This window comes from Gimesia chilikensis (genome assembly GCF_007744075.1).
GTDB classification, from domain to species: Bacteria; Planctomycetota; Planctomycetia; order Planctomycetales; family Planctomycetaceae; genus Gimesia; species Gimesia chilikensis_A.
Genome location: NZ_CP036266.1, coordinates 2,913,204 through 2,931,037, shown reverse-complemented (window position 1 = coordinate 2,931,037; position 17,834 = coordinate 2,913,204). Strand labels below are relative to the sequence as shown.

Sequence of the window (17,834 nt, the reverse complement as noted above, 5' to 3'; positions counted from 1 at the left end):
CATTCAGTTAATTAACTGGGTAGACGCAGCCGATATCAGCTGTTGCGCTCTACTCAGCTTCAGACAGTTTGTCCGGAATGGATTCCTTCCGCAAACTCCTCGACCATCTTCGCGCAGAACGCGGGCAGGTCATCTGGCTTGCGACTGGTCACCAGTCCGTTGTCACATACGCACTCCTGGTTGACCCAGTTAGCGCCGGCATTGATCAGATCTGTTTTCACACTGGGCCATGACGTCACCATTCGCTCGTTGACCACATCAGCTTCTACCAGCATCCAGGGACCATGGCAGATCGCCGCGACCGGAATTCCTTCCTTAAAGAATTCGCGGACAAAATTGACGGCGTTCACACTGAGCCGCAGGGCATCGGGATTGAATACGCCCCCCGGCAGTACCAGTCCCTGGAAGTCGGTCGCATTCACTTCATCGACCGTCTGGTCAACGCTGAACTCATCACCTTTTTGATCGTGGTGCACACCCTGTATTTTGCCGCTCTCCAATGAGATCAGCCGGGGCTCGCCCCCCGCGGCCTGCACCGCCTGCCAGGGTTCCGTCAGTTCGACCTGCTCGAATCCATCGGTCGCCAGAAATGCGATTGTTTTCCCCTGTAGCTGTTTCCCTGACATTCCATTCTCCTTCCATTTTTCCTGTTCGACTGCACTCACGAACGGTCTCAGAACTCCAGGATCAGTTGCTGACACGCTTGCTTGATATTCGTTTTTTCGTTCCTGAAAATAACCACCGGAGACGACACTTGGGTCGTCCCCGGTGGAAATGGCGTTTCAGTCCGAATACGTCTGAGGGCCTGGCAGACGAATTCCTGAACTGGTTTTGCTGACCAACGCAAGCAACGTGCCAGTCTGTAAAAAAATGAAAGAGTCTAAAAAACAGCCTGCTTTTCTGCAGATCAGAAGCGAGCTGTCAGCCTGTCGTACCATGTCCCCTGGTCGCTCAACAGACACCCTGATCGCTGGCAAGTCAGCACCCGGAACGCAGATCGCTCAAAACACGATCAGGCAGGGGACAGAGAACGCTGTCAATGTTCCCGAGCTCCATTCCGTTAAAGGTAAACCAGCGATTGACCACATCGTTTCTAGAGCAACTTTTCCCAGTTGCGAGCACTGTGCAGTACACGAATAATCTGAATCCCGTCTTCAATGGGGAAATAAAATATCAGGTACCGTCCGAGGGCAAAACAGCGTAAGCCTTCGCGAAAACGATCCTGTCGGGATCCAATCCCAGGGTGATTTGCCAGTTTTGAAAGAGTTGATCGAACTGTCTTAACAGTCGGTCTGCCGCGGAAGAATCCTCTGCAGAAAACTAGGTCCAGATTTCCAGAATATCTTCTTTCGCCTGTCGCGTCTGTATTATTCGCGACATCTATTCCGGCTCGACGATTTGTCGTGTGCGGGCTTCCCTGAGAAGGGCCTCGACATCCCAGTCAGTCACATCGCCAGCATCGGCCTGATCAAATCCAATCTGGAGCTCACGGCGTAATTCTGCATCCATCCAGTGTTGAAAAGCTTCCTGCGGAACCAGTAGATATACTTTCTGCGTTTGGTCGTCTTCAATTTGGAGAGGGCGATCAGGCGACTCCAGAAGTGCCTGTCGCATTTCATCGGTCAGTTTAGGAGTCATCTAATTCCTCGTGCAGATAACAACCAGAGAGCAGGGTTTCCTCTGATAACGATTATACACTTCTGTGCACGTCGTATCCACAATGAATCCAACAGATCTCTGACGCTCAGCTGCGCCGTTCCTGCTGTCGGAGGAACGCCAGCACATCTCGGCAGCCACGCTGGATCTGGGCGCTCATCACTTCGCGGGCCAGGGGGCCATCGCCGGCCCGCAACGCAGCCAGCAGTTTTTCTTTATCGCTGCAGGTTCGCTCTGCCAGTTCCACGGTCAGCAGTCGAGAGCTGTTCCGCTGTGATTCAAACACCAGTGTGACCGCACTGTGTTCGCGGATCACTTTCGCGATCAAACGGTTGCGAGAAGCCTCAATTACAATCTGGTGAAACACCGCTTCACAATCCAGCCAGCGATGAAACTGCGCCGCTGTGGCATATCCTTCATTCCGCTGCTGAACCAGTTCGCGGATCTCATGAAACTCAACCATCAGGGCATCCAGATCATCCAGTTGATGCGGCGTAATGTAGCGGGCCGCTTCCGCAGCCGCACAACTCTCCAGCGCATCCCGCAGAACATACAGCTCTTCCAGATCCTCACGATTCGGGTTCCGCACAAAGGCTCCCGCGCCAGGCACATGCTCTACCAGACCTTCCGAGACGAGTCGGTGAATCGCCTCACGCACGGGAATCACACTCACGCCAATCCGCTCGGCCAGCTTGCGATTAACCAGCTGCGTACCGGGAGTCAGATTCCCTTCCTGCAGTTCCTGCCTGATGTAACGATAAGCACGATCGGCCAGATTTTCGGTGGCTTCATACATTTTTCATTTTCTGGTTGACAAGCGTTTTGGTTTTACCGACAATATGCAACATCATGTTATAACATGTTATTCCATGATGTCAATTTTTTCTTTTTTACAAATTTTTGTGCCGGTTTCCCAGTCGGTGAAGTGCAAAGCTGGGGCACAGGCACAGCAGACCAGGTCTGTACCGGGAGTCTTAACGCCCCTCAATTTATCTGTTTCATCTGGAGAGAATCATGAAAATCAAGCGCGGATTTACACTGATTGAATTACTGGTCGTGATCGCCATTATCGCCATTCTGATTGCATTACTGCTGCCTGCTGTCCAGCAGGCACGTGAATCCGCCCGACGCTCCACCTGCAAAAACAACCTGAAACAGATCGGTCTGGCTCTCCACAACTATCACGAAACTCACAAGGTCTTTCCGTATGGAATCGATCACCGCAACGGCGGCTGTTCGGGCTCTCCCGGACTGACCTACCGCTTCGGCTGGGGCACTCTGATCCTCCCCTTTATCGATCAGGCCAACGTCTACAACAAATACAACTTCTCCAAAAACTACAATGACTCTCCCAACAAGGCCATTGATGTGGTCGGCTTCAAGGTCCCCAGCTATCAGTGCCCCAGTGACCCCCAGAGCGACGACCGCGTGAATATGACCGGTGCCATCAACAACGGCGGACCGGGAAACAAAGACGACCTCGGCAAAACCAATTACTCGGGCGTCGCAGATTCCGTCGACTGGACCTGCTCCGACAATACCTGGCCTGCCAGTGTCGGGAACGGCATCTTCTACAATCGCAGTCGGACCAAAATCAGCGATATCCTCGATGGTGCCAGCAACACCCTGATGGTCGGTGAATGTACCGGCGGACTGACCGGCTCGTTTGACGGCAATCCTTATCCGGTCTGGAATATTCTTGACACTGCCGGCGGTATCAACGGACCTCACACCACGCCTGGCGGTGGCACCTGGAACCTGCGAACCCAGGAATTCTCCAGCTGGCACACCGGCGGCTGCCACTTCGTGCTGGGTGACGGATCAGTCCGGTTCCTTTCAGAAAATATCGACCAGGGAACCCTCTCCGATCTCACGACCCGTCAGGGCGGGGAAGTCGTCGGCGAATTCTAAACGCTGCTTATCAGATTCACCCTCCTGAGATCAGGAATCGCCATGGACTAGAGGGAACAGCCTGCATCCCTCTGGCCTGGCACTCCTGGATCTGACTACAGGAACTCCTGCCGAACGAATCGCCGGGAAGCTGCTCACTCCATCCTTCACCCCCGCAGAGATATAATCTATGAACGCCTCGCTTCTGAATCAAGTTGTCTCCTGTGCCTGTTTGTGTCTCAGTCTCCTCTCCGCCGGTTGTGGCGCCAGTGATGCACCGGAGCGACGACCGGTCAAAGGCATCGTCAAGTACGCCGGTGATCCGCTGGATGCTGCAGAAATCCGTTTTATCCCCGATTCCGGACCTGTCTCGCTGGCCACGATTCGCGCCGGCATCTATCAGCTCGACAACAAAGGGGGCGTCCCTCTGGGAAACTGCAAAGTCCAGATCGTCTCCAGCACACCTCAGCTGGATGAGAGTGTCGCTCCAGGCGATGTCGGCACCAGTGGGGAACAGATCCCCGAGGTCACGGAAATCCCGGCGAAGTATAACTCCCACACCACACTCACCGCCACGATTGAAAAAGGAGAAGGCGCCCAGACGCTCGATTTCGAACTCGAAAAGTAATTCTCACGATTCCGTCACAATACCAGACATTCCCTGTCCATCGCTTTATAATCAGATCAGGGTCTGAAACACGCCGCACAACACACCTGCCTGAAGCTCACAGAAAGATCGCATGATGAATCACCCGTTCTCACTCACACCACTGCTGTTGACCGCTGTTCTGCTCAGCACCTCACAGAATGCTGCTTTACAAGCCGCCGACCAGTTGCCGCTCATCGATCTTTCCAAACAGACCGAGCGACAGACGGTCATCGCCGCCGGTACTCCCAAAGTCTACCAGGGACACCCGACTACACTGCTGATGCCCGATCAGAAAACCATTTACGCCGTCTGGTGCATCAATCACGGCGGTTCCGCCGGCCCCATGGCCCGCAGCACCGATGGGGGCAAAACCTGGGAGCGAATCGACGAACGACTGCCCGCCGGTTACTCCACGCACCAAAACTGTCCCAGTATCTATCGGATGATCGGTCCCGATGGTACCGCACGTCTCTGGGTCTACTCAGCAGCACTGGGAAAACGGGGCGGGCCGGGCATGCCGAGCATCATGAGTGAAGACGACGGCAAAACCTGGAAAGAAATGCCGCCCCTTGGTTTCCCCTGTGTCATGACCTTCAGCAGCATGGTCCGCCTCAAAGATGGCCGTTACCTGGGACTTTATCACCGGGGACCTGACGGCAAGGACCGGGCGCCGCTGGTCGTCCTGCAGACCATCTCCGCAGACGGCGGATTCACCTGGTCCAAGCCGCGGATCGTCGCCGAAGTCGAGGGTAAAAATCCCTGTGAGCCCTGCGTCTTCCGCAGTCCCGACGGCAAACAGCTCTGCTGCCTGATGCGGGAAAATACACACAAAGGCCGCAGTCTGATGATGTTCAGCAACGATGAAGGCCAAACCTGGACGAAGCCCGTCGATACTCCCTGGGGCCTGACAGGCGATCGTCATAAAGAAGTCTTCACGAAAGACGGACAGCTGGTGATCTGCTTCCGCGACCAGGCCCCCGGCAGTTCAACACGCGGCGACTTCGTTGCCTGGGTTGGTACCTACGACGATATCGTCCAGGGACGGGATGGGAAATACCGCATCAAGCTGTTGCATCAGTATGGACGCAAAGGCGATTGTGGCTACCCCGGTGTCGAACTCCTGCCCGATGGCACCATCGTCGCGACGACCTACGTCAAATACCGCGACAACGCCAATCAGAACTCAGTGGTCTCCGTCCGTTTCAAACTGGACGAGTTACCGGCCCCTGAAGGAAAGTAGTACCTTCGTTTCGAGTGGAATACGCAGTGTGCCACTGTCGGCTCGACCGACAGTGCGCGCTGACCATTCCCGCTCAGAGCGCAGTACCCACGCGACTTCAATATCGCGGCGTCTCCACGAAACCTTCCCCTACCTTTTCCATTACAAAGCCCAGGCCCAACGCGCCGGCTTCCAGTACGGCAAACAGAATAATCAGCCACAGCCTTTCCGAAAACGTGAAGGCGATCACCGCCAGGCAGTTGGGAAGCTGTTTAAACGCGTTTCCGATGAAATCCATCAAGGCACGTCCCGCGGTTTTGATCATCGCACTGCGGGCAGCCGCTCGCCTGGTCGAACGGAGGTCTGACTCCAGTTCTTCGCCATGCTCCTCAGCGAAACGTTCCACTTCATTAGACCGCCAGCCCTCTTTCGCATGCGCATACGCGGCGGCAGCACAGGCCCAGCCGAACATCGCAATGCCGATCATCACCAGTGTGATCACCTGCTTGGTCGACCAGCCCTCATCGTGGTCTTTTCGTTTCTTTTTCTTCTTGCGACCGGATTTCGTCGCCTTATTTTTCCGTACCGGCGGCGCATCCTCTTCGGCTCGTGCTACTTTTCGGCTGGCAGGCCGGCGTCGGGGTTTGCGACTGACAGAGTCTCCCGCACTCTCGGGAGGACGCCTGCGTTTACGACGAGGACGGGGGTCTTCGGTCATCTTGTCAGAGTTCCTTACGTCAGCAGAAATCTTGTGGAAATCACATCAGTCTATTTTGCTCATCGCATAGCCCAGCCCCAGTGCGCCCACTTCCAGGCAGGCAATCAGAATGACCAGCCACAGCCGGTGCTGAAATGAAAACGCCAGTACTCCAAACAGATTGGGAAGCTGGCGGAATGCATTGCCGATAAAGTCCCACAGTGAAGAATAGGACTGCTGGCGAATACTTCCCCCATCTTCAAATCGCTGATCGTACTGAATTCCATCAGCATCAGGTTCCGTCAGATTGGTCGACTCCTGTCGCCAGCCTTGTTTTTCATGTGCATAAGCGGCCGCCATAAAAGCCCAGCCAAACCCTGCGATCGACAGCATCAGCATCGCCACGACTTTTGTAGTGGAAGCCTCGTCTCCCTGGCTCCCGCCTCTTCGCGTTGCAGACATCCCTGTAATCACCTTTCGCTAAATTTTCTCAAGTCCACATTTACTGGACTCTCAGTTCAAATTACGTTTGTGCCTGCAATTCGATTCGTCACATTATGACAGCATGTATCCCCCTGTCAACCAGCCACAAATTTTCACAAACCGTTTTCATCTCTGCTTCATATCACACTATCCATAAAAAATGGGGACAGCCCACGATGGACTGCCCCCGGCGGAAAATGAGTTCTTCAGCGCTGGATCAAATCATTTCAGATTCGCTCCTTAAGCGGTTTATCTTTGACGAGCTGAGGAGCAACGAACTCTTTCTGGTATTTATCCCAGGCTCGATCACTTTTCAGTTCAAGATTTCCAGCCCGCAGCCGTTCCAGCGTTGCACCATCATATTTCTCGGTTAAATCAGACATGGCTTTCCACTCTTCCAGGGTGAGTGGTGGCTGCGCGGCGAGAACGGCTGGCTTACCGATTTCAATATCTGACTCAGAGGATCCGCATCCAGTCAGCACCACCGGAAACAGAATCAGGCTCAGACAGACGACACGTAACATTGCTACTAACTCCTGTTAATTCTATTTCAAACGAGCTTACGGAAACGAAACCACTTCGCTGCCAGAGCGGGTCGACAATGCCTGGTATAAACCGAAGTCAATATTCTCAGACAGAAAATGCACCGAGCCATCCACCATTGCGAAATGAGCCCCTCCGGGATGCTGACTGCGGAACACGCCATAACTGGTTGAACCATCTTTCGTATTGAGTCTGGCATTCGTCGTACCCCAGGTATAGCCGGCATACCCATAAGCCCAGACACTACCATAAGTATCAGAGGGAACCCCTGCGGGGGCAAAATCGGTTTCTCCCAACAGAAACGTATTCGTTGTCCCATCTGTGATATCACGCATTTTGGTGGACTTTTCATAACTCGGGCTGCTGGATTTGCTCGTGTCCAGAATGCGGGGAATGATTGCACCGTTATATTCAGGCTCAGGTACGCCATACCAGGTAGCATAATGTAGTAGATTGGTTTCCGGTGTGCCCGCACTGAAGATATAGCTGCAGGGGGCTCGGTTGTCGGTCAGTGGTGCAGTCGGCATCGTCATGGAGGGACAGATAAACGTCGGCACAATCATCTGCACCAGCATCGCATTGGTAAATCCATCGCCATCTGCATCATTAGTGCTGTTACGCGTCTCTTCCTTATCCCAGCGCTGGGCCACCGCATCCTGCTCCAGGTAGGGCATGATCTGAATATGTCCCGTGGTCCAGGTTGTCGTTAAAGGCGAGACAGTCAGATCAACAGTTTCCTCTACGTCAGTCACTGCGTAGGGAAATTCATTAAACGTATCATGAAACATATGCGTTGCTAGCGAGATCTGTTTCAGGTTGTTTTTACACTGCGAACGACGAGCGGCTTCGCGGGCCTGTTGTACGGCAGGGAGCAGCAGGGCAATCAGGATCGCAATAATCGCGATCACAACCAGCAGTTCGATCAGCGTAAAGCCGGATCGTTTTGTGAGGCGGGAAACAGGGCGGGACAGACGTGTTGCGCGAGACAACATGGTGGGTATCTCCTTCAATCAGTAACCAAACGGGAATCAAAATCGCTTCGACTTTGAAACGATCTCTCTCCGGAGGAATCTGGCTGGCTACTGAAAGAAGTCTGTCTCTGGAGACAGCCGGGCAGGAACACGAATCAGCTCGCTCCCACGACACAGGCCCTCCAGACACAACCTCATCTCTCGCGGGCTGGGTCCGGACTGGATAAACAAATCAGCACTTATCACTCAGCACAAAACATGACACTGAGATTCAGTCTCAAAACAATATAGCCACTCTTTTTGAGAACCGTCAAGGGAATTGGCTCCGATTTCAAAAAGAAAACCGTAGGTGATAAGATGACAATCTTAGAGTCTAAGACATTATAATATTGTCACTTACGTCATAACTGCAAACACAGACACGAGTATCTGAAGTGAGGAGCACAGACGACAAACCCGATGTTCAGCCTGGCAAACAAGCTCAGCAGCCTGCGATGATTTCAGGACTGCAGGATTATTGAGAAGCTTCGTCTACTGCTTCGGCTTCCGCTCGCAAGTCATCCTTGACCGTCACATAACCCAGCCACAACAGGCCGACTTCGATCAGAAAGAAGAAGATCACCACGACCGGGTGATTATCATAGAATTCAATGAAAAAGAACCGGACATCGGGCAGGAAACGGATGGAGTTCACAATCACTTCTCCCGCCGAGGATTGGAATCGCGGACTGTGAAACAGGTCCCCCTGTTCCCGACGGAGTTCATCCTCAATACCTCCGGAACCGCGGGGAATCATGATCCGCTCATCCCAGTAGCGGTCGTGTTGAATCACCGACTCCACGGCGATTCCCCAGCCCAGCACCAGGATCGCCAGCATAAAGCCGCCGAACACAATCTTCGTTCTGGTACTCTGTTTCATCTTCTCAGGTGAACTGGTTTCCGACACGCAAGACTCCCATTCTTTCATCACATCGGTCAAGAAAATTGTTCAGATCTGCAGCCGGGAAGGGCTCGCTGCATCAATGTCTTCTGGATGAGTCAACGCTGCTTCAATGCCCATCCGCACTCCCTCAGTCGATGTTTCCGCCGACATGCTGGGTTCGCCCAGGTTCTCCACGCGTGCCGCCACCTCGGGTAAAAAGGGGAGATGAATCCAGCCCGCCCGGATCGACGATTCACTCTGGGACAGATAATGCAGGACCCCATACATTAGATGATTACAGCAGAACGTTCCCGCTGCATCCGAAATGTCAGCCGGGATTCCCGCATCCCGCATCGCCTGAACCATCGCCCGAATCGGCAGCGTTGTGTAATATGCGGCCGGACCGTCGGCAGCCGTCAGTCCTCCCTGCATTGCACGCCCCGCTTTATCTACCAGGCCGTAACGTGTCCCGTCATTCAGATTCTGTGCCAGGCGTTCCACGGTGATCATCGACCGGCCCCCGTATTCCCCCATCATCACGACCAGTTCCGGCTGGACTTCCTCAATCGCCGCTTTCACGACATCGATGCATTTAAAAAATGCGTTCGGCACAATGCACGAAACAATCTCAGCGCCACCCACGACGGCCCCGTCCAGCGCCCGCGCCACCGATTCCGCAGGATTGACCGGAGTATAACCATAGGCTTCAAAACCGGTGAGTAAGACTTTCGTCATCGCAGGCTCCCTTATTCGTTATAGACTGACGGACACAACCGTAGACAGAACTATCTTAAAACAGAACGGCCGTACAATGCCATAACGAAAATCAGAGCAGGGGGGCTACCGGGAAAGAGAAGGCTTGGAAGAAGATTCAGCCCCCTGGATCCCTTCCGCCGCCCGGGCGATATTCTTCAGCATCCCCGCAAACACGAAATAATGCAGCGGACAGACCGCATACCAGTACAGCCGCCCCCACAGTCCCACCGGATCAAATATCGCCGTCTGAGAGATCGTCGAACCCTGCGCATCCTCTTTAACTTCGAACTCCAGCCAGGCGCGACCCGGCAGCTTCATCTCGGCCGCCAGTCGCAGGCGACGGTTCGGCTCAAACGCTTCCACTCGCCAGAAATCGACCGTATCCCCGACGCGCAGCCGCTCCGGATGCGCACGACCACGCCGCACACCAATGCCGCCCACCAGCAGATCCATCCAGCCCCGCAGATGCCAGAGCCAGTTGCAGGCATACCAGCCTGACTTACCCCCGATCCGCTGAATCGGCTGAAACGCAATCTCGGGAGGACACGCCACCGTGGTGCTCCGAGCGTCGACCAGCCGGTTGCCAAATCGCACACCACTCCACGACCGCACTTGTCCCGATGACGAAACCGCGTCCGACCAGCGTGTCTCCGCGAATTCACGTTCCTCGTTGTTCAGCGCCCGCTGAATCGCAGATTCGATTCCCATCGGCTCGATCGAAAAGGCATCCCGCGCACGCTCATCCTGGACCACTGTGGAATGCACAATACTCTCGATCAACTTGCGACCAATGCGTGCATACAAGGGTGTCACCAGTCCCAGCCACAGACTCGACAGATAAGGCGTCAGCACGGGCACCGAAATCATCCGCACCCGCATCCCCCGGCAGCGGGCATACACCCGCATGATCTCAGCATAAGAAACCTGATCGGCACCACCGATCTCAAAGGTCTGACTTTCCGGCAAGGGAATTTCGAGGGCCTCAGTCAGATAGGCGATCAAGTCCTCAATCGCAATGGGCTGCGCGGCCCGCATCACCCACTTCGGCGTGATCATCACGGGCAAGCGTTCCACCAGCGACCGAATCATTTCAAACGACAGACTCCCCGAGCCGATCACAATCGACGCCCGGAATTCAATCACCGGCACTCCAGACGACCTGAGAATCCGCCCCACTTCCTGCCGACTCCGCAGGTGAGGTGAGAGCGACTCTGCTTCATCCCCCAGACCTCCCAGGTAGATAATCCGTTCCACGCCCGCTTCCCGGGCAGCCCGTGCAAAATGTTCCGCAGCCCGCCGGTCGTTCTCCTCAAACGAACCGGACTCGCCCATCGAGTGAATCAGATAATACGCCACCTTCACTCCGGTCAATGCCGGTAGCAGCGTCTCCGGTTCCAGTACATCCCCGTAAACCACCTCCGTGGTCTCAGAGACCCGCTCCCGCAGCACCTCTGGTCGCCGCGCCAGGCAACGCAGCCGGGCCCCCCGCGATTCCAGCACCTGCAGCAACCGTCCCCCCACATATCCGGTGGCGCCAGTCAACAGGATCAACTCAGATGCGTCAGCAGCAGACAGTTCAGGCATGACATCAACATTCCTTAAGAACGGAACAGAACACAATTGGAGCTTCCTGCAGCTCCATCAGGTGTTATAGTCTCGCCCGCACTGATGTTGAGGAGGAAATTCGTATTTTCAGCAGAAATGATATCAGTCGGCGGTGTTCTCTTCCGAATCCGCCTTACCGTGAAACTGTTCCCAGGCGGCTGCTTCCAGATCGCCGCAATCGGAAATCAACTGATCCTGCTCGTCATAGATTTTGTAGGTCTGTTGCACACCACCCAGACTGGCACCTCCATCCAGCCCCACCAACAATGTGTAAAATACATCCGTCAGCACTCCGTCCAGAATCTGATTCATCAGCCGGGACTGTTCCTCTGAAAGCTGCAACGCGGCGATGCCCTCCGACACGGCCAAGCCACTCTTGGAATCCTGAAACAGCTTCAGCAGTGTCTCTTTCTCCCGTTTGCAGCACGCGACAAATTCTTCAGCATTCATCTTGTGTCTCCCAACTCCTGTATTGAAATTCTCAGCGAACCACCTGCTGCCCCTCATCGTAGGCAATCGCCTGTTGACGGCGAATCACCGCCTGCCAGTCCATCCGATGTGGCGGATCCAGGTAATGCTGATACGCCACGGCCATCTGCCGGGCCACTTCCCGATAGGGTACGCATCCAAAGCCAGCCCCCATCGCAGGAAAGGCCACCGTTTTAATTTTGGCAGCTTCGTCTTCCTGGCTGATGTTGTGCTGATACACGGCCAGCAGGGACGCCCAGGTCGCTGCATACACTTTATCCGTCCCGGAGATCGAACCGGGGACGCGCATCGTTGGACTGTGAGCCACATAGGGATAATCGGGATTTCCCGTCGGCTCAATAAACGACGTTCCCAGCGGCTGTTCTCCCAGGTACAGATCCAGAATCCGGTGCTGGATCCGTTTCATCAGGTCATAACCGTGGAAATTGACCACCGCGGCATCAATGCCGGCATTCATGATGCCAAACGAATTCGCCGCAGTTACAAAACAGTCGTGCGGGGGCAGGTCTTCAAAACGGCATTCCATTACCGTCACATGGGGGAGTTCCTGAAAACGATCCCGAAACGCCTCACACATTTCCGCTTCGGGATGAATCAGCCAGAGATCAAGGGGTAAAGACATAAAGAGAAGGGGTCCTTTCTTGGATAGAATGGTATTTTACTAGAGACGGCCCTTACTGGTCAATCGACTACCAGTAACCCTGTCGTGGTGCAGTGTTCCCAAACGGACACGAAACAGCTTGATCCCCCCGTTCAATCTGGTAGCTTGGATGCAGAACAATATTCCCCACCTGCCGCGTTGAGGAGTAACCGCCATGTGCTCGCGCAACCATCTTCCCGCCCCGCTCCCGCGTCTCTCTCTGCTGTCCCTGACCTGTCTGCTGACACTCTGCGTACATCCCAGAACACTACCAGCGGACACACTGTCCGTTCCCGAAAAGTATCAGACGATTCAATCCGCCATCGATGCCGCCCAACCGGGAGACACCGTCCTGGTCGCGGCTGGAACCTACTATGAACGCCTGCGTCTGAAACCGGGCCTTACACTCAAAAGCGTCGGCGATGAGAGCAGGGGAGAACGGGGCCTGAAAAGAGCCGAAACCACAATCATTGACGGCAGCAGACAGAAAGAGGGTGCCGGTGTCCTGCTGGCAGAGAACGCCGTGCTGGATGGATTCACCATCACGGGTGTCGGCGTCTACGACGAACAGAAATGGAACCACCATCACGCCACGCGGGGCGAACAGCAGTCGCACGAACACATCGGTGCTCCGGGCACCCCGGGTATCGCCATCATGGACGTCACCTGCACGGTTCAGAACAACATCGTCCATCACATCGGCTATACCGGCATCGCTGCCCAGGCGACCGCAGGCAAGCGCTGTACCCCACACATTTATCGCAATGTCTGTTACCGCAACATGGGTGGCGGCATCGGCTCCATGCATGACTCACAGGCGGTTATCGAAGAGAATACCTGCTTCGAAAACTTCTATGCGGGCATCGGACACGACGATGCCAGCCCGACCGTCATCAATAATACCTGCTTCGAAAACATCCGCGCCGGGATCGGCATCAGTGAAGGTTCCTGCCCCCTCGTGCGTGGTAATAAATGCTACCGCAACCGTCGTGCCGGCATTGGCTCCCGCACCGGCGCCAATACGCGTCCCCTGATTGAAGACAACGAGTGCTATGACAACGGCATGGCTGGTATCGGCGCCAGCGAGTCTGCCGCACCGCTGATCCGTAATAATCGCTGCTACCAGAACCGCCTGGCGGGCATCGGCTCTCAGTCACACGCCTCTCCTACCATCATCGGCAATGAATGTTATCAGAATGGACAGTCCGGCATCGGTCAGCAAGGCGATGCTGTCACCACACTCATCAACAATTATTGTCATCACAACAAAACCGCAGGTCTCGGTTTCGCTGACTGTAAATCGGGGCGATCCACAGTAGTCAACAACCGCATCATCGACAACGCGCAAGTCGCCGCCGGCGTCCACTCAGGCTGGACCGTCCTGTTCCTGGGAAATGAATTCGCTCGCCAGGGAGGTCTGCCTCCCATTCTCATGGTCTTCGCGGGCGCTGATGTCACCCTCACCGGAAATACCATTCGCGGCGGGGGAGTCGCCGGCATTCGCGTCGCTGGGAAACTGCGGGCGGAAAACAATGAATTCGCGGGGACCTCCCTCCGCAAAGTCGGTCCCCCCAACTTTGGGGTCTGGGCACTGCCCGGTGCGGAGGTCACGCTCACAGGCAATCGCTTCCATCACTGGCGTCACGCGCTCAGTGCCAGTGAAGCGACCGTGATGGCCTCCCTCAACCATATCACAGACTTCCACCGCACGGCACTGCTGATTCAGAATCCCCAAGCCCCGGCGCATGTCTTCAACAATGTAGCAGTCTCCAGCGATCCCCAAGTAGAAGTCCTCACGCTGACAGGCCAGGCAGGTACCGTGAAAGGAAATGCATTACGCAAACCGGATACAGCCCCTGATAAAAATCAATCACCATAAAAGAAGAGCACCCGCTGCGCTGTATTTGCGGCCCGGGTCAGCTCCACGAGTCCGTTTAATTTCTGCAGCAGCCCTGACCGAAAGAGTGTCGTGTAGATCTTCACTTCCTGCGGGTGATACTGCAACTCCGTGAATTCTTCCCACTGTTCCGGCCTGGATTCCACGACACGCATTGTCTCCAGCAGCAGCCGTTCGAAGATCTTCAGGTCTTCACCCGAAATTCGGGTATCTTCGTACGGCTCAATAACCAGTCCGGTCTTTGCAAAGAATGTCTGAAAGGGATCATACAAAAACGCCATTTCCCCAGCTTCCAGACTGACTATCAGCGTCCGGTCAAGCGGATCCGTCCCCCCTTCAATCGACTCCAGCCCAATATCCAGCGCCAATGCTTCACTCCCGGTTTTCATCTAGTCTGAAATCTACGTTTGGAAAACACTTACAGCTCGCGTATATCCGCTCGTTTGACCAGTGCAATCGGCTGCTGATTCTTCCAGTCGTACTGTTTGCCATCAACCGTCAGGCTGTTCAACATCAGATCAAAGTGATGTCCTTCCCATTCAAACGTCACGCGTCCGGGCAGAATGGTCGTGTCTTCAAACGTCAGTTTGTTACCTCGCATCTGTTCCGCCTGTTCGGGGAGTGTAAACGTTCCCGCCGGATGAGCGTTAGCTGCCTGATCGGAAAACACCACCTGCCGACGCAGCGTCCGGTCTTCGCGGCCCGCCAGTCTGAGCGTCAGCGCAAGTTGCTGTTCCGCCTGACCAATCTCGGCCTCCCAGTGCCCCTGCGCGCCGTTGAACGAGTCCAGCGACCAGAATAACAGAATCACACAGCAGAGCGCCCCGCCACAATACAACACGACGTTTTTCAGAATGTCTTTTTTCATGGGAATGCCTCATTTAAAAATAATGCCGAACGGATCGACAGGTGATGACAGATACCAGTCAGGAAAAACAAATGGAATCCACAGTCATCGCATCCGCTGTATGCCAGTTTCCGCTCCCGTTGACCTGTGGATCATAAATCAATCTCTCATCTCTGAGAAAGGCAATTTTAAATCGTCAAATCAACGAATTCCATTTCTGCAGCATGTCACCGGCTCACACTGCAGCATCCTGCACAACACATGCAAAACCTTTCCGCACCGGCCTGATTCTGCATTCTGCTCAAGATGTCATGCAGGAAACACACAGTCGAGAAGAACCAACAGTCAATCCAGACTGCAACTCTCTGTTTCCGTTTCAGCATTCCATACGAGATGAGCATGCAGGAGAGGAGTTGCAAGATTCATGCCGATCACGAACAGCAACATTTTTGAACGTCGTTCCCACACCTTGCCTGTCGCTTGCGTAGAATCAGTGCGTGACTTTGTCTCGATCCTGGGAACAGGAGAGACGGCGCACCCTCAAGCGCTCATTTATTCTGGAACTGCTGCAGATGGGTTTCCAGTTCATTCCATTCGCGGATGACATGCTGCTGCATTTCCGGATCGGAATAATAAGGGTGTCCGCTGTCGACATAGGCTTCGATCGACTCTTTGACCTGCGCGACCAGGGGAAACACGCGGGGCACCAGCTCTCGCACTTCCGGCAGACAGTCATCGGAAAACTGAAACTGGATCGCAGCTCCCAGTCCATACACCTGGCACCACTCGGCTTCCTCATCTGCTCCCCAGACCGGCGTAACCAGCAGATAACGCTCCAGTACCGGGAAATAATAAGCAAACGCTTTCCCCCCCATCCACATGAAATCTTCCTGGTAGACAAAGGGATTTTCCTGAAATCTCTGATAGGCTTCCTGCAACGTCAACCCACCAAAGTTCTCCCAGGCCACCAGCGCGTCCAGATCGCCTTCGTGCGGATCAAAATCCCGTTCGCCGGGCAGGGGACCATTACCATCCCTGAATGGTTGTCCTGTCATAAGTGTTCACACTTCTATTCAACTTTCGCCCCGCAAAAAGCGCGTAGCAGGGCAGCTAATAATCTATCCTCTATCGATCAGTCTTCATAAATCGCGCAAGCAATTACAAAACTGCCAAAGATATTACCGTATCCTACGACAGCACCGACAATAGCCATCCAGTTCTTTCGAGTGGAGAAGCAGGCGAAAGAAACTAATCCTAAAATCCCTGCCAAGTAAGACAATGTCCACCCCAAAGCAAGCAACCTCTCAAAATACTCTGCAGCAGGTCCTTCCCACGTTACCACGGGTTGTCGGCGAGAACCATCCACTCGAATATGCGACTTAGCATAGGAAAGCACTACTGTCCCCAGCAGAGCCAGAAAAGGGGAACAGACTGCTAATTTATCATTCTTAATTACATCATCCTGTTGATACGCCGCAGAAGCTTCCCAGACTAACTTGTGCTTCAAGGACTGAGGTAAACAGAAACGTAATAGCCACAGCAGGATGAATAAATCTGACAGAGTTGCAACGGGAAAGAACAGAAGTTCAAAAATCCCCTCAGCACCGATCGGAGACAAAAAGGGAAAACTTGGGGCATTTCCTGCACTGATATCAGCTTCATTCACACAAAGGCCAAAGAACGTAAAAGGGCAGACCCAGATAAAGTAGATGATCAACAGGAAACGCATCGAGAAAATGATTTCCGTATTGTCAGTAGACTCTAATTCCGTCATTTAGACTCTCACCATACTCGACATCACCCGATCATCAACAGCGCCAGATAAGGCACCAGATTGAACACCAGAAACAGCAGCTTGAACGCGCCTACGAAAACATACATTACCACATCAAAGGTCTCCCTGGGGAGAGGAAACCAGCGTTTCTGGGTCCGGTACACCAGATCCGGCATCAACAGAAAACTGAGCGTCCACAATACCAGCAGCCCCCCGTTGAAAATGGAACACCACATGAAGAAGCTGGTCAACGTCGTCAGATCCATGTCGCTCACCTCTGATGTTTGAGTTTCTGCTTCAGAATATTTCGTACCCGCGCCTTGATCGACGCTGCCTCGTCTTCCAGTGCCCGTTCCAGCAGACGATCAACCTCATCCTGGAATTGCGCATGTTGCAGCGCCAGTTCATGAAACCCGTGATAGGCCCAGGCACGCACAAACTTGTTCTCACTCTCCAGGCAATCTCTTAAGAAGGCCTCCAGCGGTTTGACCTCCCGCTTTCCGATCGGCAGGTAAGACAGGCTCTGCAGCACCTGCAGGCGCGTCTCCCAGTCCTGCAATCCCGACAGAGCCCGAAACAGCGGCTTCGCCTGGGAGACACTCAATGTGTGTCCCGCTTCCAGATGCCGCCTCAACAGCCAGCTGGCCGGCTTCTGCAATTGAGGATCAGCCAGCAACGAGACCAGCTCTGTTCCCAGCGCCGGCTCTTCCGAATGTCGATCATAGACCGCCTGCAGGTCAGAAACCGGTTGACCTGCGACTGCTTCCAGATCCCTTTTCAGATCTTCCATCGCCAT

General features: G+C 54.3%; 23 protein-coding genes. 4 read left to right on the top strand and 19 right to left on the bottom strand.

The annotated features are described in order from the left end of the window. Positions 1–59: 59 nt before the first annotated feature. From HG66A1_RS11170 to HG66A1_RS11155, 4 genes are all read right to left on the bottom strand, one after another. Positions 60–626 (bottom strand): type 1 glutamine amidotransferase domain-containing protein, encoded by a 567-nt coding sequence (locus HG66A1_RS11170; protein ID WP_145183434.1) that lies wholly within the window; start codon positions 624–626, stop codon positions 60–62. 467 nt (positions 627–1,093) lie between these two features. Continuing rightward, positions 1,094–1,330 carry a type II toxin-antitoxin system RelE/ParE family toxin gene (locus tag HG66A1_RS32805; RefSeq protein ID WP_409999480.1) on the bottom strand — a complete coding sequence of 79 codons (237 nt, stop codon included), beginning with the start codon at positions 1,328–1,330 and terminating at the stop codon, positions 1,094–1,096. A 50-nt stretch (positions 1,331–1,380) separates the two neighbouring features. Next, positions 1,381–1,638 carry a hypothetical protein gene (locus tag HG66A1_RS11160; RefSeq protein ID WP_145183431.1) on the bottom strand — a complete coding sequence of 86 codons (258 nt, stop codon included), beginning with the start codon at positions 1,636–1,638 and terminating at the stop codon, positions 1,381–1,383. 106 nt (positions 1,639–1,744) lie between these two features. Further along, the gene (locus tag HG66A1_RS11155; protein ID WP_145183429.1) at positions 1,745–2,452 is read right to left on the bottom strand and encodes a GntR family transcriptional regulator; all 708 of its coding nucleotides are present in this window, start codon (positions 2,450–2,452) and stop codon (positions 1,745–1,747) included. A 218-nt stretch (positions 2,453–2,670) separates the two neighbouring features. Here HG66A1_RS11155 and HG66A1_RS11150 point away from each other — a divergent pair, with 218 nt between their 5' ends. The 3 genes from HG66A1_RS11150 to HG66A1_RS11140 all read left to right on the top strand — a co-directional run bounded on the left by HG66A1_RS11150 (position 2,671) and on the right by HG66A1_RS11140 (position 5,435). Then, a complete protein-coding gene (locus HG66A1_RS11150; RefSeq protein WP_145183426.1) occupies positions 2,671–3,567 on the top strand; it encodes a DUF1559 domain-containing protein in 897 nt (298 codons plus the stop codon). Positions 3,568–3,736: 169 nt separating this feature from the next. Then, the gene (locus tag HG66A1_RS11145) at positions 3,737–4,174 is read left to right on the top strand and encodes a hypothetical protein (RefSeq protein ID WP_145183423.1); all 438 of its coding nucleotides are present in this window, start codon (positions 3,737–3,739) and stop codon (positions 4,172–4,174) included. A 112-nt stretch (positions 4,175–4,286) separates the two neighbouring features. After that, on the top strand, positions 4,287–5,435 hold the full coding sequence (locus tag HG66A1_RS11140; RefSeq protein WP_232106801.1) for a sialidase family protein: 1,149 nt from the start codon (positions 4,287–4,289) through the stop codon (positions 5,433–5,435). Between the two features lie 97 nt (positions 5,436–5,532). Here the strand turns inward: HG66A1_RS11140 and HG66A1_RS11135 are convergent, their stop codons facing one another. The 9 genes from HG66A1_RS11135 to HG66A1_RS11095 form a co-directional block, all read right to left on the bottom strand. Beyond that, positions 5,533–6,132, bottom strand: coding sequence for a hypothetical protein (locus tag HG66A1_RS11135; RefSeq protein ID WP_145183420.1), 600 nt, complete (start codon positions 6,130–6,132; stop codon positions 5,533–5,535). 45 nt (positions 6,133–6,177) lie between these two features. After that, complete coding sequence (locus HG66A1_RS11130) at positions 6,178–6,573, bottom strand: hypothetical protein (protein ID WP_145183417.1); 396 nt, start codon at positions 6,571–6,573, stop codon at positions 6,178–6,180. A gap of 248 nt (positions 6,574–6,821) precedes the next feature. After that, on the bottom strand, positions 6,822–7,118 hold the full coding sequence (locus HG66A1_RS11125; protein ID WP_145183414.1) for a hypothetical protein: 297 nt from the start codon (positions 7,116–7,118) through the stop codon (positions 6,822–6,824). A 36-nt stretch (positions 7,119–7,154) separates the two neighbouring features. Continuing rightward, on the bottom strand, positions 7,155–8,129 hold the full coding sequence (locus HG66A1_RS11120) for a DUF1559 domain-containing protein (RefSeq protein ID WP_145183411.1): 975 nt from the start codon (positions 8,127–8,129) through the stop codon (positions 7,155–7,157). A gap of 493 nt (positions 8,130–8,622) precedes the next feature. Continuing rightward, on the bottom strand, positions 8,623–9,054 hold the full coding sequence (locus HG66A1_RS11115) for a hypothetical protein (protein ID WP_145183408.1): 432 nt from the start codon (positions 9,052–9,054) through the stop codon (positions 8,623–8,625). Between the two features lie 42 nt (positions 9,055–9,096). Then, positions 9,097–9,765 (bottom strand): pyroglutamyl-peptidase I, encoded by a 669-nt coding sequence (gene pcp, locus HG66A1_RS11110; RefSeq protein WP_145183405.1) that lies wholly within the window; start codon positions 9,763–9,765, stop codon positions 9,097–9,099. A gap of 105 nt (positions 9,766–9,870) precedes the next feature. After that, the gene (locus tag HG66A1_RS11105) at positions 9,871–11,370 is read right to left on the bottom strand and encodes an SDR family oxidoreductase (RefSeq protein WP_145183402.1); all 1,500 of its coding nucleotides are present in this window, start codon (positions 11,368–11,370) and stop codon (positions 9,871–9,873) included. Between the two features lie 123 nt (positions 11,371–11,493). Beyond that, positions 11,494–11,841, bottom strand: a complete 348-nt coding sequence (locus tag HG66A1_RS11100; protein WP_145183399.1) for a hypothetical protein — start codon at positions 11,839–11,841, stop codon at positions 11,494–11,496. Between the two features lie 31 nt (positions 11,842–11,872). After that, entirely contained in the window at positions 11,873–12,502 is a 630-nt protein-coding gene (locus HG66A1_RS11095; RefSeq protein WP_145183396.1) for a macro domain-containing protein, read from the bottom strand. Between the two features lie 193 nt (positions 12,503–12,695). On the opposite strand from HG66A1_RS11095, the gene HG66A1_RS11090 reads away from it, so the two are divergent. Continuing rightward, entirely contained in the window at positions 12,696–14,399 is a 1,704-nt protein-coding gene (locus HG66A1_RS11090; RefSeq protein ID WP_145183393.1) for a right-handed parallel beta-helix repeat-containing protein, read from the top strand. Here HG66A1_RS11090 and HG66A1_RS11085 read toward each other — a convergent pair. The 6 genes from HG66A1_RS11085 to HG66A1_RS11060 all read right to left on the bottom strand — a co-directional run bounded on the left by HG66A1_RS11085 (position 14,387) and on the right by HG66A1_RS11060 (position 17,834). Further along, positions 14,387–14,806: a hypothetical protein gene (locus HG66A1_RS11085; RefSeq protein WP_145183390.1), complete on the bottom strand. Its 420-nt coding sequence runs from the start codon at positions 14,804–14,806 to the stop codon at positions 14,387–14,389. The two genes, HG66A1_RS11090 and HG66A1_RS11085, sit on opposite strands and share 13 nt — an antisense overlap. A 29-nt stretch (positions 14,807–14,835) precedes the next feature. Next, on the bottom strand, positions 14,836–15,285 hold the full coding sequence (locus tag HG66A1_RS11080; RefSeq protein ID WP_145183387.1) for a hypothetical protein: 450 nt from the start codon (positions 15,283–15,285) through the stop codon (positions 14,836–14,838). A gap of 527 nt (positions 15,286–15,812) precedes the next feature. Continuing rightward, entirely contained in the window at positions 15,813–16,319 is a 507-nt protein-coding gene (locus tag HG66A1_RS11075; protein WP_145183384.1) for a hypothetical protein, read from the bottom strand. Positions 16,320–16,396: 77 nt separating this feature from the next. Continuing rightward, positions 16,397–17,038 carry a hypothetical protein gene (locus HG66A1_RS11070; protein ID WP_145183381.1) on the bottom strand — a complete coding sequence of 214 codons (642 nt, stop codon included), beginning with the start codon at positions 17,036–17,038 and terminating at the stop codon, positions 16,397–16,399. Positions 17,039–17,061: 23 nt separating this feature from the next. After that, entirely contained in the window at positions 17,062–17,304 is a 243-nt protein-coding gene (locus HG66A1_RS11065) for a DUF6868 family protein (protein WP_145183379.1), read from the bottom strand. Between the two features lie 5 nt (positions 17,305–17,309). Further along, positions 17,310–17,834 carry a hypothetical protein gene (locus HG66A1_RS11060; protein WP_145183376.1) on the bottom strand — a complete coding sequence of 175 codons (525 nt, stop codon included), beginning with the start codon at positions 17,832–17,834 and terminating at the stop codon, positions 17,310–17,312.

What these genes read in the sequence shown, in the direction of transcription:
- HG66A1_RS11170 (WP_145183434.1), bottom strand. Translation starts at nt 626, where the DNA reads ATGTCAGGGAAACAGCTACAGGGGAAAACAATCGCATTTCTGGCGACC.
- HG66A1_RS11160 (WP_145183431.1), bottom strand. Translation starts at nt 1,638, where the DNA reads ATGACTCCTAAACTGACCGATGAAATGCGACAGGCACTTCTGGAGTCG.
- HG66A1_RS11155 (WP_145183429.1), bottom strand. Translation starts at nt 2,452, where the DNA reads ATGTATGAAGCCACCGAAAATCTGGCCGATCGTGCTTATCGTTACATC.
- HG66A1_RS11150 (WP_145183426.1), top strand. Translation starts at nt 2,671, where the DNA reads ATGAAAATCAAGCGCGGATTTACACTGATTGAATTACTGGTCGTGATC.
- HG66A1_RS11145 (WP_145183423.1), top strand. Translation starts at nt 3,737, where the DNA reads ATGAACGCCTCGCTTCTGAATCAAGTTGTCTCCTGTGCCTGTTTGTGT.
- HG66A1_RS11140 (WP_232106801.1), top strand. Translation starts at nt 4,287, where the DNA reads ATGATGAATCACCCGTTCTCACTCACACCACTGCTGTTGACCGCTGTT.
- HG66A1_RS11135 (WP_145183420.1), bottom strand. Translation starts at nt 6,132, where the DNA reads ATGACCGAAGACCCCCGTCCTCGTCGTAAACGCAGGCGTCCTCCCGAG.
- HG66A1_RS11130 (WP_145183417.1), bottom strand. Translation starts at nt 6,573, where the DNA reads ATGTCTGCAACGCGAAGAGGCGGGAGCCAGGGAGACGAGGCTTCCACT.
- HG66A1_RS11125 (WP_145183414.1), bottom strand. Translation starts at nt 7,118, where the DNA reads ATGTTACGTGTCGTCTGTCTGAGCCTGATTCTGTTTCCGGTGGTGCTG.
- HG66A1_RS11120 (WP_145183411.1), bottom strand. Translation starts at nt 8,129, where the DNA reads ATGTTGTCTCGCGCAACACGTCTGTCCCGCCCTGTTTCCCGCCTCACA.
- pcp (WP_145183405.1), bottom strand. Translation starts at nt 9,765, where the DNA reads ATGACGAAAGTCTTACTCACCGGTTTTGAAGCCTATGGTTATACTCCG.
- HG66A1_RS11105 (WP_145183402.1), bottom strand. Translation starts at nt 11,370, where the DNA reads ATGCCTGAACTGTCTGCTGCTGACGCATCTGAGTTGATCCTGTTGACT.
- HG66A1_RS11100 (WP_145183399.1), bottom strand. Translation starts at nt 11,841, where the DNA reads ATGAATGCTGAAGAATTTGTCGCGTGCTGCAAACGGGAGAAAGAGACA.
- HG66A1_RS11095 (WP_145183396.1), bottom strand. Translation starts at nt 12,502, where the DNA reads ATGTCTTTACCCCTTGATCTCTGGCTGATTCATCCCGAAGCGGAAATG.
- HG66A1_RS11090 (WP_145183393.1), top strand. Translation starts at nt 12,696, where the DNA reads ATGTGCTCGCGCAACCATCTTCCCGCCCCGCTCCCGCGTCTCTCTCTG.
- HG66A1_RS11085 (WP_145183390.1), bottom strand. Translation starts at nt 14,806, where the DNA reads ATGAAAACCGGGAGTGAAGCATTGGCGCTGGATATTGGGCTGGAGTCG.
- HG66A1_RS11080 (WP_145183387.1), bottom strand. Translation starts at nt 15,285, where the DNA reads ATGAAAAAAGACATTCTGAAAAACGTCGTGTTGTATTGTGGCGGGGCG.
- HG66A1_RS11075 (WP_145183384.1), bottom strand. Translation starts at nt 16,319, where the DNA reads ATGACAGGACAACCATTCAGGGATGGTAATGGTCCCCTGCCCGGCGAA.
- HG66A1_RS11070 (WP_145183381.1), bottom strand. Translation starts at nt 17,038, where the DNA reads ATGACGGAATTAGAGTCTACTGACAATACGGAAATCATTTTCTCGATG.
- HG66A1_RS11065 (WP_145183379.1), bottom strand. Translation starts at nt 17,304, where the DNA reads ATGGATCTGACGACGTTGACCAGCTTCTTCATGTGGTGTTCCATTTTC.
- HG66A1_RS11060 (WP_145183376.1), bottom strand. Translation starts at nt 17,834, where the DNA reads ATGGCGATGGAAGATCTGAAAAGGGATCTGGAAGCAGTCGCAGGTCAA.